This is a genomic window from Pantoea sp. SGAir0215, from assembly GCF_043543215.1.
In genome coordinates this window covers 344962-369184 of record NZ_CP028031.1, presented here as the reverse complement: position 1 = coordinate 369184, position 24223 = coordinate 344962, and the positions used below count along the sequence as shown (strand labels likewise).

Annotated in this window: 21 protein-coding genes; 8 read left to right on the top strand and 13 right to left on the bottom strand. The window is 53.6% G+C overall.

What is annotated here, in order from left to right; genetic code table 11:
• Positions 1 to 88: 88 nt before the first annotated feature.
• Positions 89 to 745: an epoxyqueuosine reductase QueH gene (locus tag C1N64_RS01880; protein ID WP_006121081.1), complete on the top strand. Its 657-nt coding sequence runs from the start codon at positions 89 to 91 to the stop codon at positions 743 to 745.
• Positions 746 to 754: 9 nt separating this feature from the next.
• Here C1N64_RS01880 and C1N64_RS01875 read toward each other — a convergent pair whose 3' ends face one another.
• The 3 genes from C1N64_RS01875 to proP form a co-directional block, all read right to left on the bottom strand.
• The gene (locus C1N64_RS01875; protein ID WP_054632927.1) at positions 755 to 1231 is read right to left on the bottom strand and encodes a helix-turn-helix domain-containing protein; all 477 of its coding nucleotides are present in this window, start codon (positions 1229 to 1231) and stop codon (positions 755 to 757) included.
• Positions 1232 to 1517: 286 nt separating this feature from the next.
• Positions 1518 to 2495: a porphobilinogen synthase gene (hemB, locus tag C1N64_RS01870; protein WP_006121079.1), complete on the bottom strand. Its 978-nt coding sequence runs from the start codon at positions 2493 to 2495 to the stop codon at positions 1518 to 1520.
• Between the two features lie 129 nt (positions 2496 to 2624).
• Positions 2625 to 4130 carry a glycine betaine/L-proline transporter ProP gene (proP, locus tag C1N64_RS01865; protein ID WP_006121078.1) on the bottom strand — a complete coding sequence of 502 codons (1506 nt, stop codon included), beginning with the start codon at positions 4128 to 4130 and terminating at the stop codon, positions 2625 to 2627.
• Between the two features lie 439 nt (positions 4131 to 4569).
• Between proP and C1N64_RS01860 the strand changes: the two genes are divergently transcribed.
• Positions 4570 to 4938 carry a hypothetical protein gene (locus C1N64_RS01860; protein WP_226376310.1) on the top strand — a complete coding sequence of 123 codons (369 nt, stop codon included), beginning with the start codon at positions 4570 to 4572 and terminating at the stop codon, positions 4936 to 4938.
• 53 nt (positions 4939 to 4991) lie between these two features.
• Here C1N64_RS01860 and C1N64_RS01855 read toward each other — a convergent pair whose 3' ends face one another.
• Positions 4992 to 6572: an EAL domain-containing protein gene (locus C1N64_RS01855; protein ID WP_054632928.1), complete on the bottom strand. Its 1581-nt coding sequence runs from the start codon at positions 6570 to 6572 to the stop codon at positions 4992 to 4994.
• A gap of 398 nt (positions 6573 to 6970) precedes the next feature.
• Positions 6971 to 8155, bottom strand: a complete 1185-nt coding sequence (gene uxuA / locus C1N64_RS01850) for a mannonate dehydratase (protein WP_164482675.1) — start codon at positions 8153 to 8155, stop codon at positions 6971 to 6973.
• 147 nt (positions 8156 to 8302) lie between these two features.
• Between uxuA and C1N64_RS01845 the strand changes: the two genes are divergently transcribed.
• Positions 8303 to 8986 carry a FadR/GntR family transcriptional regulator gene (locus C1N64_RS01845; RefSeq protein WP_039342744.1) on the top strand — a complete coding sequence of 228 codons (684 nt, stop codon included), beginning with the start codon at positions 8303 to 8305 and terminating at the stop codon, positions 8984 to 8986.
• On the opposite strand, the gene C1N64_RS01840 is transcribed toward C1N64_RS01845, so the two are convergent.
• Entirely contained in the window at positions 8975 to 10030 is a 1056-nt protein-coding gene (locus C1N64_RS01840; RefSeq protein ID WP_164482674.1) for an AI-2E family transporter, read from the bottom strand. The two genes, C1N64_RS01845 and C1N64_RS01840, sit on opposite strands and share 12 nt — an antisense overlap.
• A gap of 227 nt (positions 10031 to 10257) precedes the next feature.
• A complete protein-coding gene (locus C1N64_RS01835) occupies positions 10258 to 11637 on the bottom strand; it encodes a nucleobase:cation symporter-2 family protein (protein WP_006121072.1) in 1380 nt (459 codons plus the stop codon).
• A 112-nt stretch (positions 11638 to 11749) separates the two neighbouring features.
• Between C1N64_RS01835 and C1N64_RS01830 the strand changes: the two genes are divergently transcribed.
• The 3 genes from C1N64_RS01830 (at position 11750) to iolB (ending at position 14702) form a co-directional block, all read left to right on the top strand.
• Positions 11750 to 11962 carry a hypothetical protein gene (locus C1N64_RS01830; protein WP_394515204.1) on the top strand — a complete coding sequence of 71 codons (213 nt, stop codon included), beginning with the start codon at positions 11750 to 11752 and terminating at the stop codon, positions 11960 to 11962.
• Between the two features lie 334 nt (positions 11963 to 12296).
• Positions 12297 to 13802: a CoA-acylating methylmalonate-semialdehyde dehydrogenase gene (locus tag C1N64_RS01825; protein ID WP_033738237.1), complete on the top strand. Its 1506-nt coding sequence runs from the start codon at positions 12297 to 12299 to the stop codon at positions 13800 to 13802.
• 81 nt (positions 13803 to 13883) lie between these two features.
• The gene (iolB, locus tag C1N64_RS01820; protein WP_033738235.1) at positions 13884 to 14702 is read left to right on the top strand and encodes a 5-deoxy-glucuronate isomerase; all 819 of its coding nucleotides are present in this window, start codon (positions 13884 to 13886) and stop codon (positions 14700 to 14702) included.
• Positions 14703 to 14873: 171 nt separating this feature from the next.
• On the opposite strand, the gene C1N64_RS01815 is transcribed toward iolB, so the two are convergent.
• From C1N64_RS01815 to iolD, 4 genes are all read right to left on the bottom strand, one after another.
• Positions 14874 to 15725, bottom strand: a complete 852-nt coding sequence (locus C1N64_RS01815; RefSeq protein ID WP_006121069.1) for a MurR/RpiR family transcriptional regulator — start codon at positions 15723 to 15725, stop codon at positions 14874 to 14876.
• Positions 15726 to 15933: 208 nt separating this feature from the next.
• Positions 15934 to 16830 (bottom strand): myo-inosose-2 dehydratase, encoded by an 897-nt coding sequence (gene iolE / locus C1N64_RS01810; RefSeq protein WP_006121068.1) that lies wholly within the window; start codon positions 16828 to 16830, stop codon positions 15934 to 15936.
• Between the two features lie 27 nt (positions 16831 to 16857).
• Entirely contained in the window at positions 16858 to 17868 is a 1011-nt protein-coding gene (locus C1N64_RS01805) for a Gfo/Idh/MocA family protein (protein WP_033738232.1), read from the bottom strand.
• A gap of 60 nt (positions 17869 to 17928) precedes the next feature.
• Positions 17929 to 19869, bottom strand: a complete 1941-nt coding sequence (iolD, locus tag C1N64_RS01800) for a 3D-(3,5/4)-trihydroxycyclohexane-1,2-dione acylhydrolase (decyclizing) (protein WP_110268716.1) — start codon at positions 19867 to 19869, stop codon at positions 17929 to 17931.
• A 525-nt stretch (positions 19870 to 20394) separates the two neighbouring features.
• Between iolD and iolC the strand changes: the two genes are divergently transcribed.
• Positions 20395 to 22317, top strand: a complete 1923-nt coding sequence (gene iolC, locus C1N64_RS01795) for a bifunctional 5-dehydro-2-deoxygluconokinase/5-dehydro-2-deoxyphosphogluconate aldolase (protein WP_006121065.1) — start codon at positions 20395 to 20397, stop codon at positions 22315 to 22317.
• A gap of 92 nt (positions 22318 to 22409) precedes the next feature.
• On the opposite strand, the gene C1N64_RS01790 is transcribed toward iolC, so the two are convergent.
• Together C1N64_RS01790 and C1N64_RS01785 are read right to left on the bottom strand one after the other, a co-directional pair.
• On the bottom strand, positions 22410 to 22964 hold the full coding sequence (locus tag C1N64_RS01790) for a DcrB family lipoprotein (RefSeq protein ID WP_006121064.1): 555 nt from the start codon (positions 22962 to 22964) through the stop codon (positions 22410 to 22412).
• A 117-nt stretch (positions 22965 to 23081) separates the two neighbouring features.
• Positions 23082 to 23747, bottom strand: a complete 666-nt coding sequence (locus C1N64_RS01785; protein ID WP_039342735.1) for a 7-cyano-7-deazaguanine/7-aminomethyl-7-deazaguanine transporter — start codon at positions 23745 to 23747, stop codon at positions 23082 to 23084.
• Positions 23748 to 23952: 205 nt separating this feature from the next.
• Between C1N64_RS01785 and tusA the strand changes: the two genes are divergently transcribed.
• Positions 23953 to 24204, top strand: coding sequence for a sulfurtransferase TusA (gene tusA / locus C1N64_RS01780; RefSeq protein WP_006121061.1), 252 nt, complete (start codon positions 23953 to 23955; stop codon positions 24202 to 24204).
• Positions 24205 to 24223 lie beyond the last annotated feature (19 nt).

Here is a 24223-nt window from a genome sequence, read left to right as displayed (position 1 = left end):
GGCAGGGGCGATCCGATACACTGAAGTTTTGCAACAGACCAGTCCCGGCATTACACTGCCTTTTTTATTTCATTGATTGAAGGTGCTTATGTCTCAGCCCTATCAGCGTCAACCGCTACCGTTGCCCGGTGGACACAAAAAAGTGCTTCTGCACTCCTGCTGTGCGCCCTGTTCAGGGGAAGTCATGGAAGCCATGCTGGCCTCCGGCATTGAATACACGATCTATTTCTATAACCCGAATATTCATCCGCTTAAAGAGTACGAACTGCGTAAAGAGGAGAATATCCGCTTTGCTGAAAAGTTTAATGTGCCTTTTGTCGATGCAGATTACGATCGTGATGACTGGTTTAAACGGGCCAAAGGCATGGAATGGGAGCCTGAGCGTGGTGAGCGATGCACCATGTGCTTCGATATGCGTTTTGAGCGTACGGCGCTCTATGCGCATGAAAATGGTTTTCCTGTTATCACCAGTTGTCTGGGGATTTCCCGATGGAAGAACATGCAGCAGATTAATGACTGCGGTGTCCGTGCGGCGGCAAAATATCCCGATTTGACCTACTGGGAATTTAACTGGCGCAAAGGCGGCGGCTCGGCGCGTATGATCGAAATCAGTAAGCGCGAAAGCTTTTATCAGCAAGAGTACTGCGGATGTATTTACTCATTACGCGATACCAATCGTCATCGTGTTGCCAACGGGCGAGAGCGAATTCAGATTGGCGTGCAATATTATAAGCCGGACGAGTAACGCCTGTATTTAAAAAAAGCGGACTAAATCGTCGCTGCTCCGGGTGTCATTTATTCCGCTGTAAACCGGCTTTTTTGCCTTTTTCGGCGTCCGTATGCAGAGACTACAGGGATGCGCACCGGTGGACGTGGCGCTGTCCGTTCCCCCTTTCATTTGTCTTTTGCGGCAAACGCTGGGCGTACAGCCCATCATCTGTTTAAACGAGCGCGTAAAAGATTGTTGGCTTTCAAAATGGTATTTAACGGCCAGGTTGATAATAGGTGTACGGCTGTTTTTGAGATCGTTAATACAGGATATTAATTTCTTCTTGCGAATATAGCGTGCAAGCGTTTCATCGTTATAGCGGGAAAATAACTTCTGCAGATACCATTTTGAATAGCCCGCCTTTTCCGCAATATCATCAATGCTTAATCGCTGATCGAGATTTTCATTAATCCATTCAGTAACAGAAATAATTACGCTCTCATTGTATTTGTTCTCATTCATAACACCCCCTTAAATAATGAAGATGATTTTAAATTAACATATGTTTCTCAAAATAGGCGTTACGTAAAGATTCTCAAGGAAGTGCATGGTTATTTCCAGGAATGTGAAATAACATGATGAGCAATTATATTTATGCGTGATATGTATATTATTTGTTGCAAAGGTGGGAGGGATGACTTTGTGGTACTATTACATCACGTTACCATGCCGCAAGTAAAATGTCACCCTGAGCAAAGTTAAAACAGGCCTCTCTGCGACACGTTGTCGCATCGCAGAGAACGACTGCCTACAGCAGATTTTGCTCCGCCAGGTCGAGCGCAAAATAACTGAAGATCAGATCGGCACCCGCACGTTTAATGGCCCCCAGGCTCTCAAGCACCACGTTACGTTCATCAATCGCGCCGGCCTGCGCGGCAAATTTAATCATCGCATATTCACCGCTGACCTGATAAGCCGCCAGGGGAAGCTCAGTGCGTTCACGAATGTCGCGCAGGATGTCCAGATAGGCGCCAGCCGGTTTCACCATCAGCGAATCGGCACCTTCGGCGGCATCAATCAGTGATTCGCGAATGGCCTCGCGGCGATTCATGGGGTTCATCTGATACGTTTTGCGATCGCCTTTCAGCGCGGTTCCGGCGGCTTCACGGAACGGGCCGTAGAAGGATGACGCAAATTTGGTGGAATAAGACATAATCGCCGTTTGCGTAAAGCCCGCAGCATCCAGTGCCTGGCGGATAGCCTGCACCTGACCATCCATCGCGGCCGAGGGCGCGATAAAGTCAGCGCCTGCCGCTGCCGCGACAACGGCCTGCTTACCCAGGTTGATAAGGGTTGCGTCGTTATCCACGCCGTGATCGCACAGCACGCCGCAGTGGCCGTGGCTGGTGTATTCACAGAAGCAGGTATCCGACATCACAATCATTTCAGGCACGGTATCTTTGCAAATGCGCGACATCCGTGCGACCAGGCCGTTTTCATTCCAGGCATCGCTGCCGGTCGCGTCGGTATGATGAGAAATCCCGAAGGTCATCACGGAGCGGATGCCTGCCCTGGCGATACGTTCAATCTCGTGGGCCAGACGTTTTTCCGGGATACGCCTTACGCCTGGCATAGCCTGAATGTCTTTATAGTCATCAACGCCTTCCTCAACAAAAATGGGTAAAGCCAGGTCGTTGATACTGAGGGTGGACTCCTGAAACATTGCACGCATGGATGCGCTGGCGCGCAATCTTCTGGGACGTTGGGTAAGGGAAAAATCAGACATAGTTACTCACGTAGCTAATTCAAATAAGACGGACAGTCTACTCCGATTAAGAGCAGGCGATGAAGGTTTGTGTGCGGTGCGCTGAGAGAATAAAACGTCTCCCGCCACATGGGCGGGAGACGGGGGAGCTTACTCGTTAATGTCCGGGTGCTGCTGCACCAGATTTTTACGTTTCGCTTCGAGACGGGCAATTTCTGCGTCGATATCTTCGATTTTCTGTTCGATGTTATCGTGGTGTTCCTGAAGGATTTCGCGCGCCTCTTCTAAATCTGATGCGGCAGGCGTCGCCCCTTTCAGCGGCTTATTCGCGGTCTCTTTCATGTAAAGACCGGTAATCAGACCGACCACCGCCACGACCATCAGATAGTACGCGGGCATGTAGAGGTTGTTGGTCGCTTCGACCAGCCAGGCCGCGGCCGTTGGCGTCAGACCAGCAATCAATACCGAAATATTGAAGGCGCTGGCTAAGGCGCTATAACGAATATGCGTAGGGAACATTGCAGGCAGAGACGATGCCATCACACCCGTAAAGGCATTCAGGATTACCGCCAGTAGTAGCAGTCCGGCAAAAATCATTCCCAGCACGCCGCTGTTGATCATCATAAAGGCGGGAATAGCAAAAACCATCAACGCAATACTGCCCAGAATCACAAACGGACGGCGGCCAAAACGGTCGCTCAGCATGCCCATTACCGGCTGTACAAACAGCATCCCCATCATGATGGCGATGATGATCAGCACGCCATGATCTTCCGAGTAATGCAGGTTGTGTGACAGATAACTTGGCATGTAGGTGAGCAGCATGTAGTAGGTCACGTTGGTCGCAATGACCAGGCCGATACAGGCTAGCAGGCTGCGCCAGTGTTTAGTGGCGATCTCTTTGAAAGAGACTTTCGGACCATCACGCAGGCCTTCGCGATCCCCCTGTTCCAGCTTATCAACGTGCTGCTGGAATGCTGGCGTTTCTTCCAGCGCATGACGCAGATATAAACCAATAATGCCCAACGGCAAGGCCAGGAAAAAAGGAAGACGCCAGCCCCACTCAAGGAAGTTCTCTTCGCCAATAATGGTCGAGATCAGGACGACAACGCCCGCACCCAGCACAAATCCGGCAATAGAACCGAAGTCGAGCCAGCTTCCCATAAAGCCACGTTTGCGGTCCGGTGAATACTCCGCCACGAAAATCGATGCGCCGGTATATTCCCCGCCGACGGAAAAGCCCTGCGCCATTTTGGCCAACAGCAGCAAAATCGGTGCCCAGATGCCGATGGAGGCGTAAGAGGGAATCAGACCAATACAGAACGTACTGACCGACATAATGACAATGGTAATGGACAGTATTTTCTGACGGCCATATTTATCACCCAGCATGCCGAAGAACAGGCCACCCAGAGGACGAATCAGAAAAGGAACAGAGAACGTTGCCAGGGCGGCAATCATTTGAATGCCCGGTGAGGCATCCGGAAAAAAGACTTTACCTAAGGCATAAGCCACAAAGCCATAAACACCAAAATCAAACCACTCCATGGCGTTACCCAACGACGCGGCGGTAATGGCTTTTCGTAAACGGGCATCATCAATGATGGTCACATCATCGATCCCAATCGGTTTTACACGCTTCCTACGCAATTTCATAGAATTACCCTGTAATGGAACATGAAAGTCCTCAACGGCGCGAACCGACCACAGCGTTCAGACCGCTGCGTTGAGGAAATTTAAGCATAGCCGTAAAACAGCATTATCTGTCGACGTATAAATACAACGAAAACTGCCGTGATTCATTTCATCGACCGCAGAGTATAACGTTTTTGTGTGATATTTGTCATGTTTGGCCTGAAAGTGACCAACTCTGCCTTGTGTTTACACCAGTCTTACTGGCTAAAAAAAGAAGCAGGCGAACGCGATTGCCTGGTAACTATACGTGCCGATCGCAAGTGAAAATGCGCTCTGACGCATTACAGGTTAAAATTACTTATGATTTTTCGTGTTGACTGTTGAGGCTTGCCTAATCAATTCCCTTCAGTAATACTCATCCCCCTTGATTTGGATAGAAATTGTCAAGGAGGATATCGCCATGAGCCAAAATCCCTGGGTGGCGCTCATCGATAGTGTGGAAAAAAAATTAATCTATCCTGCCACTCTGTTGTCCGCTGACCGGCAGCGCGGCGAGAGGACACAGATGGACTCTGCGCCGGGTTGGTTTCGCTGTCGGGGGAAACGCTGGATAAACCGACTGACAAAGCTGAGCGAAACGCTTATCACGTCGACGACAACGGGGAAGCAGTGCTCGGCATATGAAGAATGCCAGCAGTTACTCCAGCAGTCGGTGCCAACGCTACAGCGGCTAAGTCAGCGAACCCGTCGGCCCTGTGAAGGCCTGTCTGTCTGCCAGCAGGAAGAAACGGTAGCCGTCGCATTGCGCGCGGCACGTAAACGGCGCTAAATCCCTACAAAATCATCTCGTGCTGTTGTCATCCGATGGTGACCTGATGTGCTCTAGAGCGCTTCAGGAGGCACTGGCAAATGACCATATTTTTCCATCCATGCAATGAAGGCGCTGTTTTCCATAGGGCGGGCATAAAAATAGCCTTGCACGAAGGTCACGCCGTGCTGTTGCAGGTAGTGGAATTGCAGTGCAGTTTCAACACCTTCACCTAATACCTGTAGCTTAAGCTTGTGGCTCAGGCTGATAATGGCGTCCAGCACAGGCGTTTCGCCATCCAGTGATTCAATGGCATTAATAAAGCCCCGATCGATTTTGAGATAGTCCAGCGCGAAAGTTTGCAGATAACTGAGCGAGCAATGGCCGGTTCCGAAGTCATCAATCGCGACTTTCATCCCCGCCGCACGCAATCTTTCCAGTTTGTCCGCCACCACGTTACCTTCCTTAATCAGGCTTCGTTCGGTCAGCTCCAGAGTAAGGTTGAATTCCGTTACTGCCATCTTTTCCGCGAAGCTCAGCATCTCATCGACGAAGTCTGGATGCTGAAGATGGTCGGCGGCCACGTTAATTGCCAGATGAAAACCGGGATTCGTTTTCCACTGCCGCGCGTCTTCAACGATTAAATCCATTAAATGGCGGGTAACGGGAATGATCATTCCCTCGGCTTCCGCCGCGCTGATGAAGGTATCGGGACGCACGCTGTCACCATTGGGCAGCGTCCAGCGCAAAAGGGCTTCTGCGCCGGTGCAGCGTTTAAGCGCATAGCTGTAGGTAGGCTGATAGTGCACGCTGAACTGCCCGGAACGAATGGCGCGACGAATATCATCTGCCCATGAAAATCGCCGGCGTAGCCACGATGCCGTGAGAATCATCAACAAAACGGAAAACACGGAAGCAAAAGGCATAATCAGGAGCAACAACTGTTTCAGTGCTTTTATGCGTTCTGTACCCGGTGCCAGTAGCGTTACGCTGATGGGATAGCGCGATGACGTGGCGCGATAAAGTTGAGGAGAAGGCCCGGTATCTCCGGTAAAATCATGTTCACCTGACACAATTGACGCACCGTCACTGAAGCGCATCGTGATCTGATAATCGTGCGTGCTCCCTAACGCACTCATAAAATCGATGAGATATTGCCCTTCCACCATTACCCAGACGGCTCTGCCTGCGGTAAGGTTACGCACAAAGATGACGGCGGGCCGGTCGGGTACGCTGTAGGAGCCGCGCAGAGACAAACTCCACCCGTCTTTGCGCGCCACCGGCGGCGTTACGCCAATCATCGCCTTCAGGGTTGAGGGTTTATTACCGTAAGCCGAAGAGCATGTGATCACGTCGTTTTCCAGCGTGCCCAGGCCACGAAAATAGGGATAAAGCGTGCCGTTAAGCCGCAATGCATGCTCAATTTGCTCGCAGGGCTGCTCCTCGTACTGCCGAAGCCAGGCAATCATGCTCCAGGCGTTGTCGCTGATTTTTTCTGCCTGAGACAGTAAAGTCGCTGCCGTGTTGATCTGTTGCTCGCGCACAGTTTGACGCGCATCAATGGCACAAAAAAACAGTCCCAGAAGGAGTGGCAGGACGCCAGCAAAGACGATAAGTAGCCTGGTATGGGCCGGTTTTTCTTTAATCAGCGGCACCGTATAACCTCTGAATTGTAATCATGTTTTTGAGCGGTGCTAAGGGTTTATTCAGCATAGCACGCCAGTTCACACCACGGGTGAACGGTCGGATATCCTTTGCCTCCGATAATCGTCATTATCGGCCTCGTCCATAATTTATTGACAGAAAATTCATGCCCGGATTGGGTGAAAGACGGCATATGACAGAGTGTACTGATGAAAGTGAATACTCACATTTTTTGCTAAGTGTTCCTGTGGCCGGCAGGCAGGCCGTGTGCGCGGGGCAAAAGAATGTCCCCGCGCGGTGGAGAAAGCAAAAGGGCATTGACGCCGCAGGCACGGACCACATGCGCCGGGTCAACGGAACACGATGGCTTTCCGGTCTGGCACGCCCTCTCCAGCGGCACCGTGGTGGGCTAATCCTGGAAGTAGATTTGTTTCAGCGCGACTTCTACGCCACGCAACTCGGCCAGCCCCTTGAGCCTGCCGATTGCTGAATAGCCCGGATTGGTGCGCTTGTGCAAATCGTCCAGCATCTGATGACCGTGATCGGGACGCATAGGAATAGCGCGTAGATTGCCTGCACGGCGACGGCGCTGCTCCTCAGCCAGAATGACTTTGATGACGCCAACCATATCAACGTCTCCCGCCAGATGAGCGGCTTCGTGGAAGCTGTTGGGGTTTGCTTCGCGTTTTGTGGCGCGTAAATGCACGAAATTAATACGATCGGCAAAGGTTTCGGCCATCGTAACCAGTGGGTTATCCTCGCGAACGCCGTACGATCCTGTACAGAAGCAGAATCCGTTATGCAGGCTGTCGACAGTCTCTTTCAGCCACTGCATATCCTCCTGGGTGGAGACAATGCGCGGCAGGCCAAGAATAGGACGCGGCGGATCGTCAGGATGTACCGCCAGTTTGATGCCCACCTCTTCTGCCACTGGCACAATAGCCCGCAGGAAGGTGGCCATATGCTCGCGCAGTCTGGCTTTATCAATGCCATCATATTGGGCCAGCTGGGCCTGGAACTGTTCAAGCGTGTAGCCTTCTTCCGCACCGGGTAAACCCGCAATGATGTTGCGCACCAGCGTGGCTTTCTCTTCTTCGTTCATCGCGGCAAAACAGGCAGCAGCGGCCTGCTGCTCGGCGGGGCTGTATTCTTTTTCCGCACCGGGACGTTTTAACAGGTACAGTTCAAACGCAGCAAACGCATCGGCGTCAAACCGCAACGCTTTCGCCCCATCCGGCAAGGTCCAGGCCAGATCGGTACGCGTCCAGTCAAGCACCGGCATAAAGTTGTAGCACACGGTATCGATCCCGCAGGCGGCCAGATTACGAATCGACTGCTGATAGTTGGCGATATAGCGCGAATAATCGCCCCGTTGCGTTTTAATGGATTCGTGAACGGGAATGCTTTCAACAACAGACCAGGTGAGTCCTTTTTCCGCCAGTAGCGCCTGACGCGCTTTGATTTCGGCTACGGGCCACACGTCGCCGTTTGGGATGTGATGAAGTGCCGTAACAATACCGGTTGCACCTGCCTGGCGAGCATCGTCCAGTGAAACAGGATCGTTGGGGCCGTACCAGCGCCATGTATGTTCCATTATTACTCCTTGATGAACGGGTGGCCCAGTGGTCAGGCCGCTGGACCAAGAGTAAATTAGCGCGTAAATTAAGGCCGTGATCCGGATCGCAGCATAGTAAATACGTCCGGCTGGATTCTGCAAAGACGGCCATAACAGGAGAAGGTGATGGTGCTACCGGTACTGAAAACTGAACGACTTTATCGACAGATCGCCAATGCCATTATCGCGGGCATTCAGCGTGGGGATTTCGTACCCGGCGGTGCGTTGCCACCGGAGCGAGAGCTGGCAAAGCAGTTGGGCGTCAGTCGCTCGTCCGTGCGTGAAGCGCTGATTGCGCTTGAAATGACGGGCTACGTCACTATCCAGACCGGAACGGGCGTATTTGTCGCCCAAACCCTGCCTCAGCCCTCAGCGGTCAAAGACACCGAACATTTCAGCCTGCAGGATCTTTTACAGGCGCGCGAAGCCTATGAAAGTCTGCTGGCAGGAATGGCGGCGCGTAACGGCAGTGAGGCGCAACGTGAGCGGCTCATGGCGATGAGCATCAGTCTCCAGCAATTTAATGAAAACGATGCGGCGTTTATAGAACAGGATAAAGCCTTTCATCTTTTGATTAGCGAGATGAGCGGTAACGATCTGCTGCGGGAGATGATGGAAAACCTGTGGAACAAACGCGACAGCGCGCATTTTCGTCGGCTGGAACGCCATTATGCCGACAATACCTTTGCTGACGAAATGAACGCCGACCATCAGTGCATTGCAGAGGCCATTGTCGGGGGAGATGAGCAGGCTGCACAGGCTGCGATGAGAGCGCATCTGCAGCACGTGCAGCAGCGTTTACTTGGTTAGCAGCCGGGCAGGTTTAGGACGTCCGGTGCCCAGCATGATTGCCAGTCGGCTTCCGCCTGGCGTGGTTTCCATCAAAATTTTTGTAATGCTGGTCAGCGGTACGGAGAGCAGCATACCGACCGGACCCAACAGCCAGCCCCAGAAGATCAAGGACAGAAAGACCACCAGTGTCGACAATCCCAGTCCGCGCCCCATGATGCGCGGCTCTAACATATTGCCAAACACCATATGAATGGCGGTAAACAGCGCCGCCACCATCGCCGCGTCAAACACACTGTTCAGCAACAGTGCCTGCAGGAAAGGGGGAATACCGGCGATAATCGGCCCGATATTGGGAATAAAATTCAGGATAAAGGCTACCACGCCCCACAGTAACGCAAATTTCACATCCAGCAGGTACAGCGTCAGCCAGACCGAGATACCGGTAATCAGGCTGATCAGCGTTTTTAACGCCAGGTAATGCGTCACGCCTTTAAGCGCTTTGTGTAAACCCGCAATACGAATTTTGGGGTTCACAAACGAGTTGCGCATTTTGTAAGGCAGGTGGTGCACTTCAAACAGCATAAAGACGACGGTAAGGATCAACAGGACAGTATTGGTCATTGCGCCGGAAAAACCACTCAGCGCCACGCTGGCCAGATTCATCAATGTGTTGGGATCGAAGCGCTGAACCAGCGCATCGGTAGAGACATTCAGATGAATGCTGGCCGCCAGATGCTGAACGACCAGCATTTTCTTTTCCATGATGGTGCGCAGTTGAGGATAGAGATCGTAAAACTCACTCATGGAGCTGGCCAGTACGGCCCCCAGCAGCAAAATCACAGCAAAAATGACCGTGATCACCAGCGTAATCGCCATCCCGCGCCGCAGTCCGCGCCGCATCAGTATCGTGACTAAGGGATTCAACACAATGGCAAAAAACGCCGCCAGGAGTAACGGCACCAGAATATCGGAAGCGGCTCTTATCCCGGCAAGGATAATCACTAACATCGCCAGTTTGATTAAGATATTTTGTCCAATTCTTTCCTGCTGCAACCCGTTCATTCGTTCTCTCTACGCATAAATAACTGATTGAAGTGTAGTTGAAGGAAAAATCAGAAGCGGATTCGTTGAGGAAAAGGGTAAGCGAGGCGAGACGGTGAGGGAAACAGGACGCGAAAGGGTGTTAAGCGTCCTGATGGCGCGGCGGACAATGGCGACTGTCACTGCGATATGCTGTCAACAGCGATGCCGCCGCAATGAAACGACGCAGGCGACCGCCTGCCGCCGCCTTACACTGAGGGCGCAGATTCCTCTTTCGTGGCGTCCTGTGGCACCGGCTCCTGCCCGCCGGGAATCAGAATATTCAGCACGATGGCAACAATCCCGCCGCTGGTGGCGGCTGAACCAAACAGGTTCGCAAACAGGGGAGGCAGATGGGAAAGGGCAGCAGGCACGGACTCAATCCCTAAGCCGAAGCTGAAGGCCAGGCCGACAATCAGCATCTCTCTGCGCGTCAGCGCGGTCTGGCTGAGAATACGAATGCCGGCCGTTACCACGCAGCCAAACATCACCATGGTCGCGCCACCCAGGACGGGCGTGGGAATCTGACGCAACGCTTCGCTAAACGGCGGAAACAGAGCCAGTAAAATCAGCATCACACCGATATAGCGGCCAACAAAACGGCTTGCCACACCGGTCATCTGTATGACGCCGTTGTTTTGCGCAAAGGTGGTATTTGGAAAGGCACTCAGCATGGCGGCAATCATACAACTCAGTCCGTCAGCCAGAATGCCGCCTTTCAGGCGCGCACTGAACGCTTTATCCGTAATCGACTTACCGGAGATCAGGTGGTTTGCGGTAAGATCGCCTACCGCCTCAATGATGCAGACCAGTGAAACCAGCACCACAGGCACAAAAAGGCTGCTGTTGAAGTGAAAGCCAAACGGAAACAGCGCGGGCAGGCGAAACAGGCTGTCCCCCAAACCATGCACCTGAAATTTGCCGCTCAGTGCCGCCGCGATGCAGCCGGTGAGAATGCCGACCACGATGGATGACAGACGCAGCCAGCGGTTCCCCGAACAGCTCAGCAGCACGATCACGCCAAGCGTCAACGCCCCCAGGGCGAGGTTGCTAAGGCTGGCAAAATCCTGTGCATTCTGACCGCCGCACCAGTTAATCACGCTGACCTTAATCAGGCTGATACCGATTAACGCAATCACGCTTCCCGTCACGACCGGCGTAAAGACCCGTTTTAAGGTATCAATAAAGCGGCTGACGATAACCGGAACCAGCGCGGCCACGGCGTTGACGCCAAACAGCATCGCCATAATGTCCTCAGGGCTGCCGCCCTGGGCTTTGACCCACAGGCCACCTGAAATGGCGACGCCGAGAAAAGCAAAGCTGGTGCCCTGCATGCATATCATGCCCGCGCCCACGCCCCACACGCGATTTGACTGCAGAAAGGTGCCGATGCCCGAAGCAAGGAGCGACATACTAATTAAATACGGAAGCCAGGCTTCCAGACCAAGCGCGGTGCCAATCAGCAAAGGCGGCGTGATAATCCCGACCAGACCTGCCAGTACATGCTGCGATGCGCTAAAAAAAGCCTGCACAGGCGGAATTCGCTGATCAAGGCCGTACAGTAAGCCACTGTTTTTTTCGTCAGACACGGTTATCTCATCTCAGTGCGGGGAAGTCACCGGATGTTGCATAAAGCAGGCCAGGTTTATCTGGTAAACGTTCCTCTGCTATCAATGCCTTTAAAATCATAGGGATAATGTTGTGATAAAAGGTGTTGCTCGCCCGGGAAAAGTGAAACACATGATTCCTGATGGGGCAGTGAAGAAATTATTGGTTCATGAAATGACGATTAACGCCCTTTTTTGCACTGCGTTAGTGCGTAGTGATGTTTTTTCACCAGACAACTGTCCTCATGGCCAGCAGCCATTTTTCTGGCCGACTCTCAGCAAAAAGAAATGTATATTTCATATTTAAAATTGATGAAACATATCCGGGCTGCTTAATGCCATCAGGCCGAAAACCTTTCATCCCGCAAAGGCGTTAAACCGCCCTGAAGCGACAATGTCATGGGTAGCCCGATTACACCGTCAGCGATGACGAGCCAGAATGGCCGCCGCGAAGGCGTCAATCCTTTATGAAAAGAGAAATGCGATCTGTGCCGCTAAAAAGTAATTTTCCAAAAATATCCATTTGAAAAATTTATTCCATTGTAATAGTTTTCCAGCATGCTTTTGGCTTTTCCTGCCCAGCCAGCATGCCACTTCTGTGCTCTGCCCGCTGGAACCGTACATACCAAAGAGGCAACATCATGACTATCGTAGGAAACTTTATTGGCGGTCAAACCACATTCAGCGCCAGCAACGAAACCATTCCTGTGTTCGATCCGGCAACCGGCAAGGTTATCCGTGAGCTCACGCAAAGCAGCGCAGATGAAGTGGCTCAGGCGATTGATGTGGCACATGCGGCCTTTCCTGCCTGGTCAAAAACCTCCCCGCTGCGCCGCGCACGCATCATGTTCAATTTTAAAGCTCTGATGGAGCAGCACCGCGATGAACTGGCGGCGCTGATTGTGTCTGAGCATGGCAAAGTCTGGTCAGATGCGCTGGGTGAGCTGACGCGCGGTATCGAAGTCATCGAATTTGCCTGTGGTATTCCGCACCTGCTTAAAGGTGAGTATTCCCCGAATGTAGGCGGTGGCGTAGACAGTTACTCGCTGATGCAGCCGGTGGGCGTCGTGGCAGGGATTACGCCCTTCAACTTTCCGGCAATGGTGCCATTGTGGATGTTCCCGATTGCGTTGGCCTGCGGTAACACCTTCATTCTCAAGCCGCCTGCGCTGGATCCGTCAGCGTCGGTGCGCATGGCCGAGCTGTTGAAGGAGGCGGGCCTGCCGGATGGCGTATTTAATGTCGTGCACAGTTCCAATGACAATGCAGAACAGCTTTATAAAGATCCGCGTATTGCCGCCGTCAGCTTCGTTGGCTCATCCGGTGTGGCCGAGCATATTTACAAAACGGCCAGTGCGCACGGTAAGCGCGTTCAGGCTTTTGGCGCGGCAAAAAATCACGCCATCGTTATGCCAGACGCCGATTTAGACGCCACGGTAAACGCGATTATGGGCGGTGCGTTTGGCTCGGCGGGCGAGCGTTGCATGGCGCTGCCGGTTGTCGTTGCAGTGGGCAATGATACCGCCGATAAGCTCATTTCGCGCCTGACACCGCTGATCAACGCATTACGGGTTGGGCCGGGAATCCAGCAAGGCAGCGATGAAAATGAAATGGGGCCTGTGGTTTCTGCGGCACACCAGAAAAAGGTGCTGGGCTATATCGATCTGGGCGAGCAGGAAGGGGCGAAGCTGGTCGTTGATGGCCGCAACCACAAAGTCGCCGGTTTCGAAGAGGGCTACTACGTCGGCGGTACGCTGTTCGATAACGTTACCGCCGAGATGACCATCTGGCGTGAGGAAATTTTTGGTCCGGTGCTGAGCATTATGCGCGCGCCGGATTACGACAGTGCCCTGAAGCTGGTTAACAGCCACGAATTTGGTAACGGCAGCGCCATCTTTACCAGCAATGGCCATACCGCGCGGGAGTTTGTGCAGGATGTTGAGGCCGGAATGGTCGGCGTCAATGTGCCGGTGCCGGTGCCGATGGCCTTCCACAGTTTTGGGGGCTGGAAACGGTCAGTCTTTGGTGCGTTAAACGTGCACGGGCCAGACGGCGTGCGTTTTTACACCCGCATGAAAACCGCCACCGTGCGTTGGCCAGGCGGTCAGCAAACGGTGTCCGAATTCAGCATGCCAACGTTAGGCTAAATCACCTGCACCACTGACGCAGCGTTCCACACACAGGGGCGCGGGTTGTCAGGTGAAGGACCGCAAAACAGGAGGAGGCGAATGGCCTTACTTTCGAAGGTAAAACAGCCCGACAATAACGGCTGCATTCAGCAGGTGACGCCAGCGCGCGCCGGTTGGCGTTATGTCGGTTTTTCATCCTATCTGCTGAAAAAAGGGCAAACGCTCGACCTGAAAAGTGGCGACAGCGAACTTTGCCTGGTGCTGGTCGCGGGGCTGGCTTCCGTCACCACGCGCCACGCACGTTTCCCGAATATCGGCAAACGTCTGTCACCGTTTGAGCGCACGCCGCCTTATTCTGTGTATGTTCCTCATGATGATGACGTCAGGGTACAGGCTGAAAGCGATCTTGAGCTGGCGGTCTGCCAGGCACCCGGGCAGGGCGGCAAGCTGCCCGCTCGCCTGATTGCGCCGGAGGATGTTGGCGTTGAACGGCGGGGCAAAGGGCAAAATCAGCGCCTGGTGCATAATATTCTGCCGGACACTCAACCGGCAGAGAGCCTGCTGGTCGTGGAAGTGTATACCGATGAGGGCAATACCAGCTCTTACCCGAGCCACAAACACGATCAGGAAAACAGCGAACACGAAACCTATCTGGAAGAAACCTATTACCACCGTTTTCAACCCGAGCAGGGGTTTGCTATGCAGCGCGTTTATACTGACGACCGTTCGCTGGATGAGTGCATGGCAGTGTATAACCGTGATGTGGTCATGGTGCCGCGCGGCTATCATCCTGTGGCGACGCTGGCAGGCTACGACAATTACTACCTTAACGTCATGGCGGGGCCGGTACGTTTGTGGAAGTTCAGTTGGGAGCACGATCACGCCTGGGTTAACAGCGACAGTTATCCGCGACGTTAATCCGTGGCGAGGACTGACAAGGCAGCGCTATTCGCTGCCTTTTTTATTGCGTGATGATACCTGTAAGTTGACCAGAGAACGGTGTTCGGCGACAGGCTCTGTCTGTTACCTGACGAGGCCGTTTCTGATTGACGGGCGCAGGCTACGCCGCCCTGTCAGGTGGCGCGATCGTCAGGATGCGGGGGGCGTCCGGGCATTGTTCAGCGCCAGGGAAACCGCCAGCGTCTGAGCCAGACAGAGTGACGCCACCTGAGAGCGGAAACCGTCCACCTGGGCTTCCCGCACCACAAAGCAAACGTCGCTGAACGCGGCCAGAGGGCTCACCTGGCTGTCCGTAATCGCAATCAGGCGGGCACCGCGCCTGGCACCCAGCTCAACCACTTCTACCGCTTCGCGGGCGTAAGGCGAACAGCTGATAGCAATCACCACGTCTTTCGGATTCACCAGCGTCAGCTGTTCAGTGAACATGCCGCCTAACCCGTCAATCAGAAAGGCGCGGCGCTCCAGATGGCGCAGGGCATAAACCAGATAGGAGGCGACACTGAACGAGCGACGCAGGCCGATAACATAGACGTTCTCGGCATCATTGAGTAACTGCACCGTTTTGTTCAACTGCTCCGGGCTCACCTGCATCGCCAGTTGCTGCAACGCCTGGCTGTTTACCATGGTGAAGACATTCAGAATTTCCGCCGGGCTTTCAGGTGCGTTCGCTGCGTCGTCTGCGGCGGTCTGGCGGAACAGGCGTGCCCGTTCGGTGTAGTTAACCGTCTCTTCCATCAGATGCTGACGAAAAATTTGTTTCATTTCGTTGAAGCCGCTAAAACCAAAGGCGTTGGCAAAGCGAATCAGGGTCGAAGGCGGCACATCGGCCTGCTGAGCAATAGACGCGACGGTATCAAAGGCGATGCTGTTACTGTTATCAAGAATATAACGAGCCACCTGCTTCAGACGCTTACTCAGCGTTTCATAACGGCGACGAATCTCGTCCTGCAGCAGTGAAAGTTGGGAAGGGTTATTGCTCATTACGTCGGCTCATGTGCGGAAAGCGTGGCTGGATAAGAATCGCTATGATACCAGATGGATGGAAAATTTCATTTGTTTGTTTTTCAGGCATAATTTATTTCATTGGTTTATGAAATGACTCACAGATTCGTCGTCAAACGGTGCGATCGGGCTGAAAAAAGGCTGCCCTGGGGCAGCCTTATGCATATCGTCCTGCGTCAGGGTGAATTTACAGCCCGGTGTGCTCGCGAATATATTTTCGTGCCTTCACCGCATACTCAAATGGATTCGCCAGCGCGGGATCCTGCTCTGCCTCCACCACCATCCAGCCCTGATAGCCGTAATCATCAAGGATTTTAAACACGGGTTTAAAGTCGATCACGCCATCGCCCGGCACGGTAAAGGTGCCTTTTTTTACGCCGTCCAGGAAAGACAGATGCTGATCTCTGACTTCAGCGACGATGTCATCCCGCACATCTTTGAGGTGCACGTGGAAAATACGCGGCAAGTGGTTTTCCAGGACCGCCAGCATGGCCTGCTGTGAGCCTTCGGAATAGTAGATATGGCCGGTGTCGTAAAGTAAGCCGACAGTATCGTTCGTCATGGCCATAAAACGGTCAATTTCTGCTGGCGTCTGGATAGCGGTGCCCATGTGATGGTGCAGGCAGACGCGCATGCCTTTACGGGCGGCGATCGCGGCCAGTTCATTGTAGCCTTCCGCCGTGCGCTGCCATTCATCGTCGTTAAACACGGGCTTATCGTCCAGCACCGCCAGCGTCGTGCCTTGTATGCTCTTGCTTTGTTCAGAGCACCCAATCACCCGGGCGCCCATCTCGAAGAGGAAATTCATGTGCTCGGTGAATCCCTCAATTGTTTTCGCTTTGTCGCCCTGTGCAAAGAAGGTGCTGAACCAGGCGTTACAGATCTCAATACCGCGAATCTCCAGCATCGGTTTCAGAACCGCAGGATCGCGTGGGTATTTACTGCCGACTTCACTGCCGGTGAACCCGGCCAGCGCCATTTCACTGACCGTTTGCTGGAAGGTGTTTTCGCTGCCCAGTTCGGGCATATCATCATTCGTCCAGCCAATGGGCGCGATCGCCAGCTTAACCTTTTGATTGTTCATCAGTTACCTGCCTGAAGGCGAGAGGAGTCAGTTATAAAATGCCGGACGGGCGGGCATTTCAATGGGTTCGATCGCGCCGCTCTTCTGCGCTTTGATACAGGCGTCAGCAGCGACCGAGGCGGCAAAACCATCCCATGCGGAAGGACCGGTTAACTGGCCCGCTTTTACGTCGTTGATAAAGGCCTGTAGCTCAACGTCGTATGCCTCAATAAAGCGATCTTTCCAGTCGACCAGAATGGTATTGGACAGTTTGGCGTCTTTACGTAACTGTACCGATGACGGCTCGGGCAGTCTGGCGATACCTTCCTCGCCCACGACTTCGCACTGAATATCGTAGCCGTAGGTACAGTTCACAAAGATCTCCACATCAATGCGAATCCCTTTTTGCGTTTCAAACAGAACGATTTGCGGGTCTTTCAGGTGTGGACGGGCTTTAGAACTGACGCGCGGGAACACCACCTGCACGGTTTTATAGTCGTCGCGGGTCAGCCAGCGCAGGACATCCAGCTCGTGGATCAGCGTATTGGTAATCGCCATTTCGGTGTTGTAGTTTTCCGGCACAGTCGGGTTGCGGTGCGCGCAATGCAGCATCAGCGGCTCACCGATATCGCCATCGGTAATCACCTTTTTCAATGCCCGATAACCGGCATCGTAGGGGCGCATAAAGCCGACCTGTACGAGACGTTTGCCGTGTTTGATCTCGGCGTCCACGATACGACGACAGCCTTCAGCGCTCATCGCCAGCGGCTTCTCACAGAAGACCGGTTTGCCCGCTTCAATGGCGGCCAGCGTGAACGCTTCATGGGTCGGATCCCAGGAGGTGACGAGCACGGCATCCACGTTGGGTGACTGAATGACTGCGAAGCCATCCTCGCATACGTCTGCATCACTGTTCAGACGTTGCAGCGCGGCTTTGGCGCCTTCCGCATTGATATCGGATACCGCAACCACTTTTGCCCCTTGTAAGACATTGTTGCAGCGCCGAATGTGCTCCTGACCAATCGCACCTGTTCCAATCACACCAAGTTTCAATGTCATAATTACACCTGTAGGGTTAAATCGGAGAGTAGAAACATGGGCCGTCAGACGGCCCGGAAATCAGTATTTACGGGCCTGAGCCAGATGCGTATTCAGCGTGTTCGCCACCTGTTGCGCGCGCGTCGAGTGGGCGGTTTGTGCCACACCAACGTGCCACCAGCTGAAGTAGTTGTGAATCATGGTCTTGGGCAGCACTTTGATATCAATCAGCGTGGAAACGCGCTGCGTTTTTGCGTCTTCCAGCGCGGCGGTAAGCTGCTCCAGCGTACTGACGCGATAGGTTTTGCAGCCATAACCGGCGGCAATGGCAGCAAAATCCACCGGAACCAGTCCGCCGTCGAGCTTGCCACCGTCCGGATTACGGAAACGGAACTCGGTAACAAAGCTGTCCATGCCGTGCCCCATTTGCAGGTTGTTAATGCAGCCATTGCTCATGTTATCCAGCAGGACCACATTGATTTTCGCCCCTTCCTGAAGGGAGGTCACCAGCTCGGAATGCAGCATCATGAACGAGCCATCGCCTACCAGGGCATAAACCTCTCGCTCAGGCTGCGCCAGTTTGACGCCCAGTGCCGCATTCACTTCGTACCCCATGCAGGAGTAACCATATTCAAGGTGATAGCCGTTATAACCCCGCGTACGCCAGGCGCGTTGCAGGTCGCCGGGCAGGCTGCCCGCAGCGCCCACGATCACGGCATCGGCAGGCAGGTGCTGATTCAGCGTGCCCACTACGCTGCTTTGTGTCAGCAGAGACTGCGTAAGGCGGTTAAATTCGGCATAGACGGCTTTTCGGTCAAGGTGATCGGCAATCTCAGGCTCAAAGGCGGTATCGTTGGGCGTGATGTGATAAACGCGCTGTGTCTCGTCTTCCAGCTGCTGCCGGGCCAGGGCAATCTGATCGCCCCAGTCGTTGGCATAGTGCTGTGAAACCAGTCCATGGCTGAGCGCCAGCAGTGCTTCACGTGCGTCGGCCAGCAGCTGCACGCCATCGAGCTTATAACTGTCAAAGTTGCTGACGTTGACATTCAGAAAGCTCACATCAGGATGCTGGAAGATCCATTTCGACGAGGTGGTGAAATCGGTGTAGCGCGTTCCAATGCCTATCACCAGATCGGCCTCTTTTGCCAGCAGGTTGGCCGCCAGACAGCCGGTTTCACCCACGCCGCCGACGTTGAGAGGATGATCAGACAATAAGGTACCTTTTCCCGCCTGGGTTTCAGCAAACGGAATCTGATAGCGTTCGGCAAATGCACGCAGTGCCTCGCCTGCGCCGGAATATTTCACGCCCCCGCCGCAGATAATTAATGGCTTACGTTTACGGATGATGAGCTTCAGCGCATCTTCGAGCTGGGCAACGGTGGGTTGACGCCGATCCAGACGATGAACGCGTTTCTGGAAGAAATAATCCGGATAATCCCAGGCTTCACCCTGAACATCCTGCGGTAAAGAGAGCGTGACGGCACCCGTTTCAGCCGGATCGGTCAGGACGCGCATGGCGTTAATACAGGCGCTCATCAGTTGCTCCGGACGGCTGACGCGGTCCCAGTATTTACTGACGGCACGAAAGGCGTCGTTGGTGCTGATACTCAGATCCCAGGGCTGCTCAATCTGCTGCAGGACCGGATCGGGCTGGCGGGTGGCAAAGACGTCGCCAGGCAGGAGCAGAAGAGGAATTCGGTTTGCGGTGGCAGTGGCGGCGGCCGTCAGCATATTGGCGGCGCCGGGCCCTACGGACGACGTACAGGCGATAATCTGGCGGCGCAAAGACTGTTTGGCAAAGCCCGTTGCGGCGTGGGCCATCCCTTGTTCATTACGCCCCTGATAGACCACCAGATCGCCGCTGTCCTGCTCCAGCGCTTGTCCCAGTCCCAACACATTGCCATGACCGAAAATGGCGAAAATGCCTTTTACAAACTTTGTCTCTGTGCCGTCTACGTCAATGTATTGATTATCGAGAAACTTAACTAATGCCTGTGCGGTAGTCAGTTTGATGGTGGCCATAAACCTTCCTCAACGTGCTGGCAGTAGCAGAGTCCGGCACCGCGCTAAAAAGGCGTGACGTAACGGAAAAGGCTACCTGAAGAACTGAAATGTCAGAGGATTATAAACAAATGCATTTTTCATAAAATACGATTACAGAAGAAATATTTCATTTTGCGAGGGGGATCAAATTTACCCTTGCTGACAGGGCAGCGGGAAGCTATGCCATAAGCGTAACTGGAATGTTTAGTGAGAGTTACAAAGTTTTCGAGATTTCATTTCATCACGCAGAAAGATGCTGCAAAACGGGCAGGAGCATCATGGCCCTGTCGCACCGGGTCCGCGAGGTCCCGTCCGGCAACGCCTGACTGACGTGTCGGGCATAACAGATTTTTAACTGCTTCACATAATCGCAGTGTAAGTTTCATTTTGAATTGAGTTTGGAATATTTGTTCCTCATACTGCGTTTATCGTTAACCAGACACCTTCAGACCCCACGCACAACCTGTCCGCAGTGTCTGCTCATCACAGAAGGAAACCAGAAGCATGCAGAGAGAACAGAAGCGTCTTGATGTGATTTGTATCGGACGCATTGCCGTCGACTTCTATGGTCAGCAAATTGGCGCGCGGCTGGAAGACACCACGTCTTTCGCGAAATATCTGGGTGGGTCATCAGGCAATGTCGCATACGGTACGGCGATTCAGGGGCTGAAATCCGCCATGCTGGCTCGTGTAGGCGATGAACATAATGGCCGTTTTCTGCGGGAAAGTTTGCAGCGGGTCGGCTGCAATACAGAAGCACTTATCACGGACAAAAAGCGGCTGACCGCTCTGGTCATCCTGGGCATTAAAGATGAAGACACTTTTCCGCTGATTTTTTACCGCGACAACTGCGCCGATATGGCCCTGGTGCCAGACGACATTAATGAAGACTTTATCGCTTCTTCTCGCTCGGTTGCGGTAACCGGCACGCATTTGTCGCACCCGCAGACGCGAGCGGCCGTGCTGAAAGCGCTGGAGTATGCCCGTAAGCATGGTCTGCGTACCGCGCTGGACATCGACTATCGCCCGGTATTGTGGGGCCTGACTTCACTGGGGGACGGGGAAACCCGGTTTATTGCCTCCTCTGAAGTCACCGCGCAACTGCAGCAGGTTATGCATTATTTCGATCTCATTGTCGGCACGGAAGAAGAGTTTCATATCGCAGGCGGCAGCACCGATACGCTGACCGCGCTGAAAAACGTGCGCACGGTGAGCAACGCAACGCTGGTCTGTAAGCGAGGAGCAATGGGATGCGTGGTATTTGAAGGCGCGATTCCAGACAACTGGGCAGCGGTGAAACTGCACAGCGGCGTGCGTGTCGAGGTCCTGAATGTGCTGGGCGCAGGGGACGCGTTTATGTCCGGTCTGCTGCGCGGCTGGTTAAACGATGAAGGATGGGAACAGGCCTGCCGTTACGCAAACGCCTGTGGCGCGTTGGTGGTTTCGCGACACGGGTGCGCCCCTGCGATGCCCACCCGACAGGAGCTGGATGACTTTTTAAGCCGCGAACAGGACGTGAAACGCCCCGATCTGGATAGCCGTCTGACCCATCTGCACCGTGTCACGTCGCGTCAACACGCCTGGCCAGAACTGAATATTTTCGCTTTTGATCACCGCAAACAGCTGGTAGAGATGGCTACGGAGGCTGGCGCGGACGTTTCGCGCATTCCGCAGTTGAAACTTTTGCTATTGCAGGCTGCGGAGCAGGCCGTGCAGCAAGCCGGCATTGAAAGTAAAAGCGGCATTCTGGCGGACACGACCTTCGGTCAGAAAACGCTGAATGCGATTACGGGTAAGAACCGATGGATTGGCCGACCCATTGAACTACCGGGGTCGCGTCCGTTACGCCTGGAACATGGCAGCATTGGTTCCCAGTTGATCGGCTGGCCAGCGGAGCATGTGGTGAAATGCCTGGTGTTTTATCATCCTCACGACAGTGCCGAACTGCGCGAGGAGCAGGACGCGCTGTTGCTGGAAGTGTGGAAAAGCTGTAACCAGAGCGGTCATGAGTTACTGCTGGAAGTGATCCTGCCTGACAGCCAGCCAGACCACAATGAAGCGCATTTTCTGAAGATGCTGAACCACTTTTATGCGCTTGGCATCAAGCCTGACTGGTGGAAGCTCCCACCCCTGTCTCCGGCAAGCTGGCGTGACATAGGTGCCTTGATCGAACAGCAGGATCCTTACTGTCGTGGCATTTTATTACTGGGACTTGATGCGCCAGAAGCCACGCTTAAAGCGGGGTTTGCCGCGGCGGCGCAGGCCCCGTGGGTAAAAGGGTTTGCGGTGGGGCGCACAATCTTTGCACAGCCCTCGCGCCAGTGGTTGCAGGGTGAAATACGTGACGACGCACTGGTGGCGGCGGTAAAAGAGAACTACCTGCGGCTGATTGATTACTGGCGTCAGGCGCGCGAACAGTGTGTCTAAAGCAGAAGGGATGAGTGATAACTGAGCCATGCGGCAGAATGATCATTGCATGGCTCAGTATTAACGCGCGGTGGTGTGGTGTGCCCTTGCCGTTATTTCAGGGTAATGCTTTTCACCACGGTTTCAGCATCGCTTTGGGCCTGCTGTTGATTGTCCCCGGGCAGCGTAATCTGCATCGTCATCAGCTTACCATCGACTTTGGCCAGAACAACCGAGGACCAGGAGGTCTGGTTGTTTGCTGAGATGACGGTATCCAACTGCTGTGCCGGCTCACCGCCCAGCGTGACCGCTTTATTGGAAACAACCTGAAGCTGGGGATCGCGATTACGCTGCTGTTGTTCCATGCGTTGCGCTAACACATCCAGGGCCTCATTCGTCGGCTCACCGGCAATGACGATAATCGCCCGCGCACCGCTTTCATCAGCATAAACGTGCATGTTGGTACTCTGAGAACCCAGTTTACCGCTCTTATCTGACAGGCCCGGTGGCAGGGTAAAACGTAATTTACCGTCCATCAGCGCCACGGTTTGTGCAGACTGACTGGCAGATGCGCCATTATCGTTTGCTGCTTCATCTTTCTTTTGATCGCAGGCGGCAAGGCCGAGTACCAGCAAACCAATTCCCGCATATTTCACTAAATTACGCATCAGAATCCCTTTTTAACATTCCACGAAGGCGTTTATACAACAGGAATCAGGTTGCAAACGCAACCTGAGTATTGTCAGGAGATTTTAGCGGATTGTCAGGAAAGGCTGTATTGCCGGTTAGCCGAAATGTATCTGCGGCTGGGCCTGGCGTTCGGCCAGGCGTTTGAGCGCAGCGTTGAGTAAAACACCATAGGCAGGCAAAAAGAAAATCATACAAATCAGCACTTTGAAACTGTAATCGACCAGAGCGATTTCTACCCAGTGCTGTGCCATAAACGGATCGGAGCTTTTGTAGAAGGCAATGAAAAAGAAGGCCAGCGTATCGCTGATGTTGCCTAAAAACATGGCACAGCCTGGCGCCACCCACCACTGCGGCAAGCGACGCAGGCGGTTGAAAACGTGCACATCCAGAATCTGGCCCAATGCGTAAGCCATAAAGCTGGCGCAGGCGATACGGGCGACAAACAGGTTTACCTGTTGCAGCGCCTGCCAGCCTTGCCATTCGCCCTGGTAAAACAGGCTGGAAATCGCGTAAGAGATAAACAGGGCCGGCACCATCACCGCCAGAATAATGCGGCGTGCAAGCGGCGCACCAAAGATGCGCACGGTCAGATCAGTGGCCAGGAAAATAAACGGAAAGCTAAAGGCGCCCCAGGTGGTATGAAAACCGAAAAGGGAAACAGGCAACTGCACCAGATAATTGCTGGAAGTGATCACCAGCAGATGAAACAGGGACAACCAGACGAGCGCATGAGCGCGCTGACGCGGGGTAAATGCGAGCATAGTAAGCCTTTTTAGTGGTGGGGTGAGGGAACCCAGTGCAGGCAACTGAACATTCAGTGCGCTGCAGTTTTATGAACAAAAAACGGCCGCATCTTACCCTGTTGTGCTATTAATGCAATGGCTAATTTTAACGCAATCGTTACCGCCTTGCGTCAAAGGGCGGACGCGCTAGAATAAGCGCCCGTTAACTGAAATCGAGACCGTCATGAGTGATGCATTTTCTTCCGCCGACCATCAACTGGATGCTCAGGGCCTGCGTTGTCCCGAGCCGGTCATGATGGTACGTAAAACGGTGCGCGGCATGCAGGACGGTGAAACGCTGCTGATTATCGCGGACGATCCGGCAACCACGCGGGATATCCCCGGTTTTTGCCGGTTTATGGAGCATCAGCTACTGGCCGAACAAACCGACACGCTGCCTTACCAGTTTTTGATTCAGAAAGGGATGGGAGAATAACGGCGGCAGTGAGCCGCCG